The following is a 14400-nucleotide window of genomic DNA, read 5'->3' on the forward strand; positions in this document are numbered from 1 at the left end:
ATATTGTGATTAAGAACTTAGCACACGGAACAGGAAGAAGAAAAACTTCAGTTGCCAGAGTATACCTTAGAGAAGGTAACGGAACTATAATAGTAAATGGAAAGGAAATCAAAGAGTTCTTTCCAGTTGATGAGCATGTTATCCAAGTTGAACTACCATTAAACGTTACGGATAGCTTAGGAAAATACAATGTCGTTGTGACAGTAAAAGGTGGAGGAATCTCTGGTCAAGCTGGTGCAATTAGACATGGTTTATCTAGAGCTTTAGTTCAGTTAGATGAAACTAACAGAGCATCTTTAAAGGCTAATGGATTCTTAACAAGAGATTCTAGAATGGTTGAGAGAAAGAAGTTTGGACAAAAAGGTGCCAGAAGAAAATTCCAATTCTCAAAACGTTAATTATACTATTACGTCTTGTCAAAGAGGGACATCCCAGGGTTCGTATCGAATCTTTCTAGAGGATGGTTCCTCTTTTTTTTTATCCGTCGATTTCTTTTTAGAAAATAAAATCCGAAAGGGTAGAGTTGTTGATGAAACGTTACTATTAAAAATCAAAGATGAGTCCCTCTTTGTTCAAGCTTATAGTAAAGCTATATCACTACTCTCTAGGCAATTATACAGTAAATTTAACTTAAAAGAAAACTACTCTCCAAGGATCTAGACTCATCTAGTATAGATAGAGCTATTGAGTACCTAGAGAAACAGGGTTATATTAACGATACAAATTTTGCAGTAAAATGGGTTGAGAGTAGGCTTAGGTCAAAATTAGATAGCTATAACTCACTTCTTGCTGGACTAATTAAAAAGGGAATTAGTAGTTCTATATCTAAAGAAGTTTTAGATGAACTATATACCCAAGAAGTCAACGATGAAATTATTAGAAAGAGTGTTAATAAGTATTTAAACCAGAATAAAGAACCTAAGGCTATAATTTCAAAACTAGTTAGAAAAGGGTTTGATATAAGAAGAATTAGAAGGTATCTTAATTATACAGATATTTAAAAATTTGGAGGAATAATGAAGGCAATAAAAGGAAATATAACTGGTAAAGTCCAAGGTGTTGGCTTTAGAATGTATATATATAGACAAGCTGATAGATTAGGTCTATCTGGCTGGGTAAGTAATAATCCTAATGGCACTGTAGACTTTCATGCAGAGGGAAGTGACGTAGAGCTTAGTTATTTTACTGACTTAGTTAGAAGGGGTAACGATTTTTGTGATGTCGAAAGCCTAGAGTATACAGAGTGTGAAACTGAAAATTTAACAACTTTTAAGGTTATAGATTAAAAATGAAGAGTATAGGGTTTATCGGCTTAGGAGAGATGGGTTACGCATTATTAAGTAATTTAATGTCTACAAATAGTTTAGATAGTTATAATGTTTTAATATACAATAGATCTATTAATAAAGCTAAAAGTATAAAAACAGTTACCCTTCTCTAATTATAGAAGAGTCTGTGGAGCTTCTAATTGAAAAGTCGGATATAATTATATCCTCTGTGACTGCAGAGGCTCAGAAGTCTATTTTAGAGGTTATTAAGGGGGATAAACACTTTATCTCTGTTTCAAATGCATTATTAATTAAAGAGATGTCTAAGGTCTACCCAGGAAGAGTCTCTAGGGTTATGCCTACTGTAGCATTAGGAGGGTATACCTTAATTACAAAGGGTGCCGAGGATATTAAAGATATCTTTAGTAAAATATCTACTCCAATAGTAGTTGAAGAGAAGGATTTTGACCTATTTACCCTAATAACCAGTAGTGGGCCTGGACTGTTTACAACCATTTTAGAGGTTCTAGTAGATAGATTCTCTGAAAATACAAATTACGACAAAAATATTATTAAGGATATGATAAATAGTACTTTCTCTTCTACTTTAAAAACTCTAATAGAGCAGAATATTGAGTATAAAACATTAATAAACCGTGTTGCAACAAAGGGTGGATTAACCGAAGTTGGTGTTAATGTTATTAGGCAGAATATGCCAAAGGTCGTATCTAATGTGATAGAGAGTTCTCTTAAATATAATAACAAAAAAACCAAAGAGAATATATTTTAATATTTAATTACTTTCATATCTTAAAAACCTCCCGAAGGAGGTTTTTCTTTTATTTAGATGAGTATAGATATTGGAAATATTCCATATCTGTAGAGAATGTCTTTTTAAATTTTGGTAGTGTATCTTTATAGGACTCTAGAGCTCTCCAGAAGGCGTAGAATTCAGCTGATTCTCCCTTATATGCTTCTGAATAAATTCTAGCAGCCTCTGCATCAGCTTCACCCTTCTTAACCTGGGCGTAGGCATTTGCTTCTGACCTAATTCTTAAAATATCCTTATCTGTTTCACCAATTATTTTTTGCTTTTCTCCCTCTCCACTTGATCGGTACTCTTCAGCAATAACATTTCTAGACTTAATCATTCTCTCGTATACAGATTGAGTTAACTTATCACTAAATCTTACTTTTTTGAAAATAATATCAATTATCTCAATACCCATCTCTTTAAAGTAGGGGTTAACTCCCTCTTTGATCTGGTTAGAAATTTCTTCTCTTCCTGTTGATATCTCTTTAGATTCAGAAGTTTTATAACCATCATTTAACATCTCGTTTGTACTTCTTACAACTTCAACCCTATTATTAGTTGCAATAACTGTCTTAATTTGTGGGTCTAGAGTATTATCTAGTTTAGAGTATGAACCCTGGATACTTCCATTTGTTTCGTAAAACTTTACTGGGTCAATAATCTTCCATCTAGCTGTTACATTTACCTGTAAATACTCTTTATCATTGGTAATTATATCCTCTGGCTTATTATTCCAAGAGAGTGTCTTTTTAGGAAAAACCTCAGCGTTATCAACAAAAGGTGCTTTAAAGTTAACCCCTGCATTTGTATAGGTATTTACAATTTTACCAAATCTTACAGTTATAGCTTGGTAACCCTCTTCTACAATAAACATGGAGTTTAACCCTATTATTACAACTACTGCTAATATGATAAGTGTTCTAATTGTTGATTTTTTAGGCATTATTAGTTACCTCCCTGGGTATTAAGACTTTTAAACGGTATAAAATTGGTTAAGTCTTTATCTATAAGTTCTATGTCAGATGAAGTTTTAGATAACTCTTCCATCATCTCATAATACATACGTTTTCTAGTTATCTCTGGGTTCTTTTTATACTCAGCATAAATTGATATAAACTTGGCAACATCACCCTTTGCAAGATTAACTCTCTCAATTGCATAACCATCAGCTAGCTCTTTAACCCGTTGTGCTTCACCCTTAATTTTGGGGATCTGTTGACTTCTGTAAACATTACCCTCGTCAATAAATCTATTTCTTTCAACTGTAGCAGCTGTAACATCGTTAAAAGCTTCCTGAACTGCACCAGAAGGAGCTGCAACTGTCTCAAATTGAACCTTTAAAATAGTTACTCCTAGACCAATATTAGTAAGTCTTTCATTCATCTCGTTAAGTGCATCGATATTTAGCTTGGTTCTATCCCCTTCAAATATTCTATTTAAAGATGAGTTACCAATAGATTGGTTAATTACAGAGAGACTTATATCCCTAATAGTCTTCTCCCTATTATCTATTTTTTGGCCTCTATCATCCCTTACATAGTTACTATCTACATTGAATAACCAATCCCTAGGAACTGTTATTTGATACTGAATACTCCACCTAATATCTAGGATATTAGAGTCCCCAGTTAATAGTAGTGATTCTGCAGAGTCTGTTTGATAAGTTGAATCTAAACCTGATTGTTGAATAAATCCAAATGTCATTGTTTTTACTTCTTTTGTATTAACTTTATAAACTTTTTGTATAAACGGAATCTTAAAATGCGCCCCTGAGAACTCTATGGATTGAAATTTACCAAAATTTAAAACCACTGCTTGTTCCTGAGGGGATACAATATAAAAGCTGTTTACTATTACTAATAGAGCTAATACTATAACCATTATAATAGTTATAAATCGTCCGTTAGGCATTTTAATGCTATTTGTTACATCTTGTTCTGACATAAATTCTCCTTGCTTACCTTTAAAGTAATGCTCTAGAGACCTATAGTCAAGGATATTAAAATTTGCTATTATTTACCCATGAAGAAGAGACTAGTAACATCAGCGTTACCATACGTTAATAATGTTCCCCATTTAGGGAATTTAATCCAAGTTTTATCCGCCGACGTTTACGCACGGTATTGTAGATCCTATGGCTATGAGACCCTATATGTTTGTGGTACAGATGAGCATGGAACAGCTACAGAGACAAAGGCACTTCAAGAGGGTGTTACATCTAGAGAACTTTGTGATAAGTTCCACGATATACATGTTGATATATACAATTGGTTCAATATTAATTTTGATCATTTTGGTAGGACATCAAAGCCTATTCACCATGAGATTGTTCAGGATCTATTTAAAAAAGTAGATGCTGCAGGATATATAACTGAGAAGACTACAACCCAACTTTTTTGTACTAAGTGTGATAAGTTTTTAGCAGATAGATTTGTAAAAGGAACCTGTCCCCACTGTGATTCTACAAGTGCTACAGGGGATCAGTGCGAGGATTGTGGAAAACTGTTAGATCCTACGGATCTAATTGATCCTAAATGCGGGACATGTGGCTCAACTCCAGAATCAAGGGATACAACCCATCTCTATTTAAATTTGCCAGGAATTCTTCCTAAACTTGAAGAGTGGATGGAGAAGGCTTCTATTAAAGGACAGTGGGCTAAAAATGCAGTTGCCATGACTAAGAGTTGGATTAGGGATGGTTTAAGAGAGAGATGTATTACAAGGGATCTTAAATGGGGTATACAGGTACCTAAAGAGGGCTTTGAAGATAAGGTTTTTTATGTCTGGTTTGATGCACCAATAGGTTATGTTTCTATAACAGCAGATAAGTATGATAACTGGCAAGAGTGGTGGATGAACCCTGATAATGTTGAATTGTTTCAATTTATTGGTAAGGATAATATTCCTTTCCACACAGTTATATTTCCATCAACTCAACTTGAAAGTGGTGAAAACTGGACAATGTTGCACCATATGTCATCCTCTGAGTATCTAAACTATGAAAATGGGAAATTCTCTAAAAGTAAGGGTGTTGGAGTTTTTGGTAATGATTGTAAGGATACAGGAATCCCAGCAGATGTATGGAGATTCTACATATTTTATAATAGACCCGAAAAGACTGATACCCAATTTACCTGGGCCGATTTCCAGGAAAAGGTAAATAGTGAGCTTATTGGTAACTTAAGTAACCTAGTAAATCGAACTTTAACTTTTGCTGATAAGTTTTTTGATGGAAAAGTTCCTGATGCTCCTGTAGATGAAGAGTTTTGGGCTACAGTTAAGAGTAGGGAAGAAGAGATCACTTCTAAGTTTGAAATGGCTAATTTACGAGAGACATTTAAGGATATATTCCATCTATCATCAATTGGGAATAAGGCTTTCCAGGATGGGGAACCTTGGAGAACTAAAACAGAGGATCCTGCAGCAGCTGCTAAGTTATTAAAAAACCTTATATATTTAGTAAAGGACTTAGCAATATTAATAGAGCCATTTATTCCAGAAACATCGGCTAAAATTTTATCCTTTTTAGGCCAAGAGAAATTAACCTGGAAGGATTTAGGATCACTTAGTGGTATAACAGAGATTAATAAACCAACTATACTTTTTACAAAATTAGAAGACAAGGTTATAGAAGGTTTTAGAGAGAAGTATGCAGGTTCCCAAGCCGATAGAGCAAAAAAAGAGTTAACACTAGAAGAGCAGTTTAGAGATAAAATAGACTTAAGAGCTGTTAAAATTGTAGATGTTCAGGATCACCCAGAAGCAGATAAGCTATATGTGGAGACTGTTGAAGTAAGGGAAGGGGATCATAGAACAATTGTCTCTGGAATTAAATCCTATTATACAAAGGAAGAGCTAATTGGAAAAACTGTTATATTAGCCTACAACTTAAAACCTGCCAATCTAAGAGGGGTTAAAAGTCAAGGTATGTTATTAGCCGCTGAGGATAAGGATAAAAATGTTGAGGTTATTTTCTTAGATGATGCTAAACCTGGGGAGAGAGTTGTTCTTGATGGAGAAAACTTTGATGTTTATCCATACCCTAAAAGAATAAAAATAGATACATTTTTTGATATACCTTTAAAGGTTGTAGATAATATTGTAATGGTTGGAGATACAAAGTTAGTTTGTAATGGTAATCCTGTACTTACTAAGGTTGTCAAAAATGGAGATGTAGGTTAATTGTTTACTATAACCAGATATAAAAGAGAGGAGCTTGGGGAACAACAAGCTCTTTTTTCCGGTTCTAACTTTATGCAAACTCTAGAATGGGCTGATCTAAAGGCTTTGTATGGTTTTAAACCTAATATTTTTGTAATAGATAATAATGGTGTAAAAGAGGGCCTTATTGTTCTACTTAGAACAATTTTTAAGGGCTTGTCCCTTGCTTATATACCCCATGGACCATCTAACAAACTCTGTAATGAGTACGGATTACATCGTATATCTAAGGTTTTAAAACACTATATGCCTAAGGGAACTCTTTTTATTAGGTACGACCTTTTATTGGATAAAAACAGTAATAATGAAGAAACACTAAAAGGTCTTTCAAAATCACCAGTTACAATACAGGTCCCAGATACTACTATTCTAGATATAACAAGTGATGAAGATGTTATTCTTTCCGCTATGCATAAAAAGACCCGTTACAATATAAAGCTTGCAGCAAAAAAAGGTGTTGTTATTAGAGAAGTTCCAATTAGTGAACTTGACAGATGGTATAATATGTATGAGGTAACAGCAAAAAGAGACTCTATAGCTATACATTCAAAGGAGTATTATAAGTCTGTTTATGATAAAACAAATATGAAACTTCTATTTGCAGAACACGATGGAGAGCTATTAGCAGGTATCTTTTTATTAATTCAGAATGATATAGCGACGTATCTATATGGGGCATCTTCGAATAGTAAAAGAAACCTGATGCCATCTTATCTTCTACAGTGGGAGGCTATAAAGTTAGCCAAAGAACTGGGTGCTAAATCCTATGATTTTTTTGGTATACCTCCAACAGATGACAAAAATCACCCTATGTTTGGTCTTTACAGGTTTAAAGTAGGTTTCTCAGGACAGATTATTAATAGGGTAGGTTGTTATGACTACTATCTCTCCCCTATAGCTCCTATTTTTACACTAATAGAACGCTTAAGAAGTTTTTATTATAAAAGATTAAGAAAGATATAAAAAAGTCTCTATAGAGACTTTTTTATTCTAATTTAAATGAGTTTACTAATTCTAAAGTCTCTTTATTTGTCTCATCAGTTTTAACAGATAGTTGATTTAAATCCTCCATAGCTTGGGTAACCTGTTCATTGTACTCTTTTATATCCAATGCATTTTTCATAGACTTCCTTGAAGACTCCTCTAATTGCTCTAAAAAGTCTAACATCTCTTGTCCCTGGGTTGTTAATTTAGATGAGAGATCGTTTAGTTTTAATGCTAAATCATTGGTACTTGTTAACTGTTGTAATACCTCATTATTCGCCTTGTCATGCTCTTCCATAGCTTCAGCAATTGAGTAGGTCTCATTTTCCACTACTGTTAGACTTGATTTCATCTTTTCAAATGTTTTACCTGTATCCATTGCAATTGTTACAGAGGTATTTATCTCCTCAAGTACCTTATTTAAATTCTCTGTACTGGTTTTGGTCTGTAAAGCAGTGCTTTCTGCTAGGTTTCTAATCTCAGATGCTACAACACTAAAACCTCGGCCAGCATCACCTGCGTGGGCAGCTTCAATAGCGGCATTCATAGCTAGTAAATTTGTCCTTGCAGCAATACCAGAAATAATTTTATTGATATCCAATAGTGATTTAGAAAGGGTAACAACACTATTTACAGAGTTTATAGTAGCCTGAATTTTGTTTTGTCCCTCCTGGAAATCTAGGGTTAACTCATTTGTTCTCTCTTTTACAATCCCAGTTCTTTTGGTAACCTCTTTAACCGATGCTATCATCTCTTCAACAGCAGCTGAGGATTCGGTTACATTTGACGTCTGTACATCAACCTGTACGGCTACATCAGAACTACTTTGAATTAACTCCCTACCAGTAGATAGAGTAAGATTTACAATTTTATCATTCTCTTTAACTAGGTTTATATTTTCATCTATTTTAGCATCAATTTCGTGAACATTCTCTGTTGATGCAACAATACTTTGGGATAGTTCTTCTTGATGGCGATTTTGTACTGCAAACATCTTTTTAGTCTCAACCATATGTTCAGCAATTATATCTGAGAATCTATTTACTCTATGACTAATTAGACCAAGTTCATCAACAGATGATATTGTTATTCTTGTTGTTAGATCCTTATCATCGGATATCATTTTATTTAGTCTACCATTTATATTGTTAAATAGTGATTCGGTGGATGTGGACCAAAGTACTATTAATGCAGTTATAAATATAAATATTATTATAAGTGGGGGAAGGGTTGCCTTAACAACAAAACCTATAACATTTATTGTCCCAATTGGAAGGTTTGTTAAAGCGATATATAGTATAAAGAATGTTGATAATATGGACATTATTGAGATAAAAACTGGAATTATTATACTTTTAGATTGTTGCCTATTTGATTTTAAACCCGCAGGATAGTCATTTACTCCATTAGTATATAAACAGAGGGAAACTAATTTATCAAATAACACATATATAAATGAAGATGAGACCATCCCAATTGCTATCATTAAACCTGCGTAGGCATCCGCTGTAGTTTTATCTAGACCTCTGCCTTGTAGAGATGTAGAGTTGTAAATAATTATACCAATAGTTAAAAATAAAAAAACTGCTAAAGATCTTAATGGTACAGCTCCAAGTTTATCAATATACTTTTTATATTCATCAATATTGTTTTTAAGTTCTGGAATATTAGTTTTAAATGATTTAATTAATGGATTAAGTATTATATTTGATGCTAGGAATAAAATTACTAAATTAATTAAATTACTATTTATTAAACCATCAAGGATCTCTTTTCTAGGGTGAACAACTCCTACAAAAATAACAGTATTAGCTAGAATAAATATTATTGATGATATTGATACGATTAAGTGTGCTTTTATTTGGACTTTCAACTTTAAACCTCATTTTTTTATATAATCTAAATAATATCATAAACATCTAAAAAAACCAGTTTATTATTGATTATATTATTATAAAAATATAAAATTAATAGTAATTATTACTATATGGAGTCTTTATGACAGAAGAAGAAATTAAGGATAGATACAAAAAAGTATGTATATGCAGATCTGTTTCAAAGGGCACTATAAAACAAGCTATTAAAGATGGTGCTAAAAATGTAGCAGATGTTAGAAGAAGAACCGGAGCAACAAGTGGTGCTTGTAAGGGTAGCAGATGTACTGCTACTATTAACGATATAATTAAAGAGGTTATAGGAAACTAAAAAGGTATGCAATTGCATACCTTTTTTTATACCTATAGATTAACTTTTAATACTTCCTTTGGACCTATTGTATATTTTTTATTATTAATGAATATATCTCTCTCTAATTCAGCATCTATTGTCACATGTTTCTTGTTTACATGAACTGATATTGGGGAGTTTTTATCTATAATTTTAAAATTATATGAGTCCCAGGCATTAGGAATTGTAGGGGATAGGAACATCTCTCCCTCTTTATATCTAAGACCTCCAAATCCATGAACTATAGACATCCATGTCCCTGCCATACTTGTAATGTGGCAACCATCTTCGGTATCGTTATTATAGTTATCCAGGTCTAATCTAGCAGTTCTAAGGTACATTTCATAAGCTTTGTCTGCTAATCCAAGTTTTGATGCAAGGATCCCATGAACACATGGAGATAGGGAACTTTCATGTACTGTAAGTGGTTCATAAAATTTAAAGTTCTTTAAATGCTCTTCTGTAGTAAATTGATCTTCAAAAAAGTACATACCTTGTAATACATCAGCCTGTTTTATACAGGAAGATCTAAGTATTCTATCCCATGACCAATTTTGGTTTATAGGTCTATCCTCTGGTTTTAGATCATCTACATTAACTATATCTTTATCTAAAAAACCATCCTGTTGAAGAAATATTCCATCTTTTTCTGGGAAATACATATTATTTGCAACTTCAGTAAACTTTTTTACTTCATCACTTGTAAAGTTAATCTTGCTAATAATCTCTTGATATCGATTTTTATGATTGTTCTTTACCCACTTTATAGATTCGAGTGTATATTTTAGTGACCACTGGGCTATTTTATTTGTATACCAGTTATTATTAACATTGTTTTCATACTCGTTAGGCCCTGTTACACCAAGCATAACGTACTGTTTTTTCTCATTAGAGTAGTTAACTCTTTGAGCCCAAAAACGAGAAACTGCAATGAGTACTTCTAAACCATACTGTGCAAGATAATCTTTATCCATAGTTTTTTGAATATATGTATATATACCGTAAAGAATAGCTCCATTTCTATGAATCTCTTCAAAGGTTATCTCCCACTCATTATGACACTCTTCTCCGTTCATTGTAACCATTGGGAAAAGAGCTGCTCCACCTGTAAACCCAAGTTTCTCAGCGTTTTCAATAGCCTTATCTAACTGTTTATATCTGTAAATTAGAAGATTTTTTGATATATCCTCAGCAGATGTACTTAAATAAAAGGGAATACAATAGGCTTCTGTATCCCAATAGGTACTTCCACCATACTTCTCTCCAGTAAACCCCTTAGGTCCTATGTTAAGCCTGCTATCAACCCCTGTATAGGTTTGCATCATATTGAATATATTAAATCTAATTGCCTGCTGAGCTGATTCTGAACCCTCGATTTGAACATCAGATGTTTCCCAAATATGTTCCCATCTGTTTTTATGTTCGTTTTCTAGAATTGTATAACCACTCTTCTCAGCTTCTTCTAAGTTTTTATTTGATACCTTAGTTAAGTCAGTTATTTCATGGTCCCTTGAAGTTACGCATGATACATATTTTACAACTTTTAAACTCTGGTTCTGTTTTACTTCACTCTCTACTGTTTGGGATATAAATCCACCTTTCTGATTATTCTCTCTAGGTAGTTCTAAAGGAGAATCATCCATATAAATATGGAAACTCATTCCTGTATTTGTATAAAACTCTGTTTTTTTAGTTTTAAGGTTAACAAATGATCTATCATTTATACTGTTTTCACCCTCATGTACCCAGAAGTATTCGTCGTAGTTCGAATCTTCATTATGTACATTCCCATCAAGATAAGGAGTTACTGTAACTTTTCCATCCCCATTTAATATAGATATTTCATAGCTTATTACACCTAATTCATTTCGTTCCATGCTTACAAAACGTGAGGCATTTACTTTTATCTCTTTTTTATTAGGCATAACAACAATAAATGTTCTATATAAAATTCCACATTTCATATCTAGTTCACGTTTAAACTCTTTTATTTCGCAGTCATTTAAATCTAGAGTATCACCATCAACCTTAATCTCTATACCGAGCCAGTTTGTAGAGTTTAAAACCTTAGCAAAATACTCCGGGTAGCCGTTTTTCCACCAACCAACCCTTGTTTTATCTGGGTAATAGACTCCTGCAAGATAGGTTCCATTCATTTTATCACCTGAGTAATTCTCTTCAAAATTACCCCGTAACCCCATAAAACCATTTCCTAAACTAAATATACTCTCAGAGAACCTATTTTTAGTTTTATCAAAACCCTCTTCTACAATTTTCCATGGTTGTTCTATTAAATATTTTTCCATTTAGGCCTCCAAGACATCTAAAGATAAATTTTCGAAAGTTGATATAACATGGTCAGCATTAGAGAGTACGTCTGCCTCTCCAACACCGATAACCCTCATGGAAGCGTTTTTCCCAGCTTCAACACCTGCTACTGCATCTTCAAATACAACACACTCCTTAGGATCAATCCCAAGGTTTTTAGCCGCTGTTAAAAATACTTCTGGATCTGGTTTTGCCTTACTTACATGGGTACCATCTACTATAGAATCAAAATATGGTGTTAACTCTAGGTGCTTTAATATAAAAACTGCATTTTTACTAGCGGAACCAAGGGAAATTAAGTAACCACTCTTTTTTAATCTAGTTATGAAATCCTTTACCCCTGGGAGTATATCCTCTGGAGTTAGTTCGCTAATAAGTTTCACATATTCATCATTCTTTTTTGCAGCATACTTATCAAAATCTTCCTGAGAAAGGGTTATATTCCCAATTTCCAATAAAATTTCTAATGACCTAACCCTGGAAACACCCTTTAAAAGTTCATTATCCTGTTCTGTAAAAGTAAAACCCAACTCATTTGCTAAGTTACTCCATGCAAGATAGTGATACTTAGCCGTATCAACTATTACTCCATCTAAATCAAAAATTACTGCTTTCATATAAAAGCTCCTGTTTTTTATTTTATATTACTGTGCAACCGCTTGCACATACTACTTATACAATGAAATTGAACTGGCGTCAATTACTAGTTCTAATTATAACATATATTTTCCTATTTATTGCAATGATTTTCAATGTATGACAATATTTACCTATGCGTGTTACTATAAAAGAAGTAGCTAAAGAGGCTAATGTCTCTCTATCTACAGTTTCTAGAGTTTTACATAATAGCTCTAAAATTACAGATGAGACAAAAAAGAGGGTCAATGATGCCATAAAAAAGCTTGGTTATCATCCAAACTATATCGCAAGCTCCTTGGCAGGAAAACCTACAAAAACAATAGGGATTGTTCTACCAAATGACTCTGATGAGCTTTTCAAAAATACGTTCTTTATTAATGCCATGAGGGGTATTAGTATATATGCCCAGAAAAGAGGTTACTTTCTTATGTACTCATTCTCTAAGGATGATGAAGAAGAGGTTAAATTTATTGAGAAGTATATTAGGAGTGGCTGGGTATCAGGAGTGGTTCTACTTAACTCCTTTGAAAATGATAAATGTATTGAATACCTAGAAGAACACAGTTTCCCATTTGTTATTATAGGTACGCCTAATAGACCAAAATCTATTAACTGGGTTGATAATGATAACAGACAGGCTATGAAAGATGTCGTCCTATCCTTAGTAAAAAAAGGTAAAAAGAGTATCGCATTTATTGGTGGGCATAAGAAGATGAAGGTAACAAAGGACCGATATTTAGGTTATCAAGAGGCCCTAGAGGAGAGTGGGCTTAAAATTAAAAAAAATAGTAACTTCTTTTTTGATAGTTTTACAGAAGAAAATGGAAAAAAAGCAATGAGAAATCTCCTCTCTACTAATGATGTAGACGCTGTAGTTACTACAGATGACCTATTTTCATTTGGCGTTCTTGATGTACTAAAAGAGAATAAAAGGTTGGATATTATGGTAACCGGTTTTAATAACACTCCTAGATCTACCTTTATTTCACCTACACTTACAACTGTAGAGATAAATGCTGATGAACTAGGTGAGAAAGCAGCACGTCTTTTAATTGAAAATTTAGAAAATAAGGATCTAGAAAAACAAGGTCTACTTGTTAGTAGTAGTTTAATTGAGAGGGAGTCTACAAAAAATGAATTATAATAGACCAAACCAGATAATAAATATTGTTAAAGAAGGTGCTATTGATAAAGCCTCGAAATCATATAGGCAACTTGTAGTCTTAGCTATTTTAGGTGGATCATATATCGCTTTAGGCTCTATTTTTGCCATTATTGTAGCTGGTGGTATGATTCAAACTTCTATATTAAATCCTGGTCTAGTTAAACTTGTTTTTGGTCTTACATTCCCCCTTGGTTTTGTTCTTGTAACCCTTGCAGGGGCTGAACTTTTTACTTCAACTACAGCAATTATGTCAGTAGGTGTTTATAGTAGAGCTATTAAACTTAATGAACTCCTAAGGGTATGGTTAATATCTTATCTTGGTAATTTTTTAGGGGCTATAATAGTTGTCTATTTTTTTGCCTATAGTACTCATATATTTTCCACAGATTATTATAGAGATTTTATTTTCTCTATTGCAGATAAAAAATTATCCAACAACTTTTATACAACATTTATTAAGGGAGTAGGGGCTAACTGGTTAGTATGCCTTGCAGCTTTTTTAACATACTCTTCTAAGGATGTTATTGGAAAGATTTTTGCTCTTTGGGCCCCAGTTACAGCCTTTGTAGCTATGGGTTTTGAACACTCTATTGCAAACATGTTTTTTATTCCCCTTGCTAAAGTGTTAGGAGCTAATATCAATTTTTTTGATTTTATCATTAAAAATTTACTACCTGTAACCCTAGGAAATATATTTGGAGGAGTAGTCTTTGTTGGATTAGCTTACTCCTTTGTATACTCTGAAAGAAAATAGT

The 14400-nt window shown here is 33.1% G+C and carries 15 protein-coding genes; 10 read left to right on the forward strand and 5 right to left on the reverse strand.

Annotated features, from left to right (window positions below):
* Nucleotides 1-8: 8 nt before the first annotated feature.
* The 5 genes from rpsI (at nucleotide 9) to EW093_RS11925 (ending at nucleotide 2058) form a co-directional block, all read left to right on the forward strand.
* Nucleotides 9-398 (forward strand): 30S ribosomal protein S9, encoded by a 390-nt coding sequence (rpsI, locus tag EW093_RS11900; protein ID WP_187759899.1) that lies wholly within the window; start codon nucleotides 9-11, stop codon nucleotides 396-398.
* Entirely contained in the window at nucleotides 364-660 is a 297-nt protein-coding gene (locus EW093_RS11905) for a regulatory protein RecX (protein WP_149568624.1), read from the forward strand. Before rpsI ends, EW093_RS11905 begins: the two co-directional genes overlap by 35 nt.
* 356 nt (nucleotides 661-1016) lie before the next feature.
* A complete protein-coding gene (locus tag EW093_RS11915) occupies nucleotides 1017-1286 on the forward strand; it encodes an acylphosphatase (protein ID WP_149568625.1) in 270 nt (89 codons plus the stop codon).
* A gap of 2 nt (nucleotides 1287-1288) precedes the next feature.
* Nucleotides 1289-1441, forward strand: a complete 153-nt coding sequence (locus tag EW093_RS11920) for an NAD(P)-binding domain-containing protein (RefSeq protein WP_149568626.1) — start codon at nucleotides 1289-1291, stop codon at nucleotides 1439-1441.
* Nucleotides 1442-1455: 14 nt separating this feature from the next.
* On the forward strand, nucleotides 1456-2058 hold the full coding sequence (locus EW093_RS11925) for a pyrroline-5-carboxylate reductase family protein (RefSeq protein WP_149568627.1): 603 nt from the start codon (nucleotides 1456-1458) through the stop codon (nucleotides 2056-2058).
* A 49-nt stretch (nucleotides 2059-2107) separates the two neighbouring features.
* On the opposite strand, the gene hflC is transcribed toward EW093_RS11925, so the two are convergent.
* Nucleotides 2108-3025 carry a protease modulator HflC gene (gene hflC, locus EW093_RS11930; protein ID WP_149568628.1) on the reverse strand — a complete coding sequence of 306 codons (918 nt, stop codon included), beginning with the start codon at nucleotides 3023-3025 and terminating at the stop codon, nucleotides 2108-2110.
* A gap of 2 nt (nucleotides 3026-3027) precedes the next feature.
* Entirely contained in the window at nucleotides 3028-4026 is a 999-nt protein-coding gene (gene hflK / locus EW093_RS11935) for an FtsH protease activity modulator HflK (RefSeq protein WP_149568629.1), read from the reverse strand.
* A 78-nt stretch (nucleotides 4027-4104) separates the two neighbouring features.
* Here hflK and metG point away from each other — a divergent pair, with 78 nt between their 5' ends.
* Nucleotides 4105-6264 (forward strand): methionine--tRNA ligase, encoded by a 2160-nt coding sequence (metG, locus tag EW093_RS11940; RefSeq protein ID WP_149568630.1) that lies wholly within the window; start codon nucleotides 4105-4107, stop codon nucleotides 6262-6264.
* The gene (locus EW093_RS11945) at nucleotides 6265-7266 is read left to right on the forward strand and encodes a lipid II:glycine glycyltransferase FemX (protein ID WP_149568631.1); all 1002 of its coding nucleotides are present in this window, start codon (nucleotides 6265-6267) and stop codon (nucleotides 7264-7266) included.
* A gap of 22 nt (nucleotides 7267-7288) precedes the next feature.
* Here the strand turns inward: EW093_RS11945 and EW093_RS11950 are convergent, their stop codons facing one another.
* On the reverse strand, nucleotides 7289-9160 hold the full coding sequence (locus EW093_RS11950) for a methyl-accepting chemotaxis protein (protein ID WP_149568632.1): 1872 nt from the start codon (nucleotides 9158-9160) through the stop codon (nucleotides 7289-7291).
* Nucleotides 9161-9285: 125 nt separating this feature from the next.
* On the opposite strand from EW093_RS11950, the gene EW093_RS11955 reads away from it, so the two are divergent.
* Nucleotides 9286-9492, forward strand: a complete 207-nt coding sequence (locus tag EW093_RS11955) for a (2Fe-2S)-binding protein (RefSeq protein ID WP_149568633.1) — start codon at nucleotides 9286-9288, stop codon at nucleotides 9490-9492.
* A gap of 32 nt (nucleotides 9493-9524) precedes the next feature.
* On the opposite strand, the gene EW093_RS11960 is transcribed toward EW093_RS11955, so the two are convergent.
* Entirely contained in the window at nucleotides 9525-11819 is a 2295-nt protein-coding gene (locus EW093_RS11960) for a family 65 glycosyl hydrolase domain-containing protein (RefSeq protein WP_149568634.1), read from the reverse strand.
* Nucleotides 11820-12458: a beta-phosphoglucomutase gene (gene pgmB / locus EW093_RS11965; RefSeq protein WP_149568635.1), complete on the reverse strand. Its 639-nt coding sequence runs from the start codon at nucleotides 12456-12458 to the stop codon at nucleotides 11820-11822.
* A gap of 155 nt (nucleotides 12459-12613) precedes the next feature.
* Between pgmB and EW093_RS11970 the strand changes: the two genes are divergently transcribed.
* Both EW093_RS11970 and EW093_RS11975 read left to right on the forward strand, forming a co-directional pair.
* Entirely contained in the window at nucleotides 12614-13624 is a 1011-nt protein-coding gene (locus EW093_RS11970; RefSeq protein ID WP_149568636.1) for a LacI family DNA-binding transcriptional regulator, read from the forward strand.
* Nucleotides 13614-14399, forward strand: a complete 786-nt coding sequence (locus EW093_RS11975) for a formate/nitrite transporter family protein (protein WP_149568637.1) — start codon at nucleotides 13614-13616, stop codon at nucleotides 14397-14399. Before EW093_RS11970 ends, EW093_RS11975 begins: the two co-directional genes overlap by 11 nt.
* Nucleotide 14400: the final 1 nt, after the last annotated feature.

It is taken from the genome of Thiospirochaeta perfilievii (assembly GCF_008329945.1).
Classification (GTDB): Bacteria; Spirochaetota; Spirochaetia; order DSM-2461; family DSM-2461; genus Thiospirochaeta; species Thiospirochaeta perfilievii.

Bases quoted from the DNA above. Each gene is read 5' to 3' on its own strand.
- metG (WP_149568630.1), top strand. From the start codon at position 4,105: ATGAAGAAGAGACTAGTAACATCAGCGTTACCATACGTTAATAATGTT.
- hflC (WP_149568628.1), bottom strand. From the start codon at position 3,025: ATGCCTAAAAAATCAACAATTAGAACACTTATCATATTAGCAGTAGTT.
- EW093_RS11975 (WP_149568637.1), top strand. From the start codon at position 13,614: ATGAATTATAATAGACCAAACCAGATAATAAATATTGTTAAAGAAGGT.
- EW093_RS11960 (WP_149568634.1), bottom strand. From the start codon at position 11,819: ATGGAAAAATATTTAATAGAACAACCATGGAAAATTGTAGAAGAGGGT.
- EW093_RS11920 (WP_149568626.1), top strand. From the start codon at position 1,289: ATGAAGAGTATAGGGTTTATCGGCTTAGGAGAGATGGGTTACGCATTA.
- pgmB (WP_149568635.1), bottom strand. From the start codon at position 12,458: ATGAAAGCAGTAATTTTTGATTTAGATGGAGTAATAGTTGATACGGCT.
- EW093_RS11970 (WP_149568636.1), top strand. From the start codon at position 12,614: ATGCGTGTTACTATAAAAGAAGTAGCTAAAGAGGCTAATGTCTCTCTA.
- EW093_RS11915 (WP_149568625.1), top strand. From the start codon at position 1,017: ATGAAGGCAATAAAAGGAAATATAACTGGTAAAGTCCAAGGTGTTGGC.
- EW093_RS11955 (WP_149568633.1), top strand. From the start codon at position 9,286: ATGACAGAAGAAGAAATTAAGGATAGATACAAAAAAGTATGTATATGC.
- hflK (WP_149568629.1), bottom strand. From the start codon at position 4,026: ATGTCAGAACAAGATGTAACAAATAGCATTAAAATGCCTAACGGACGA.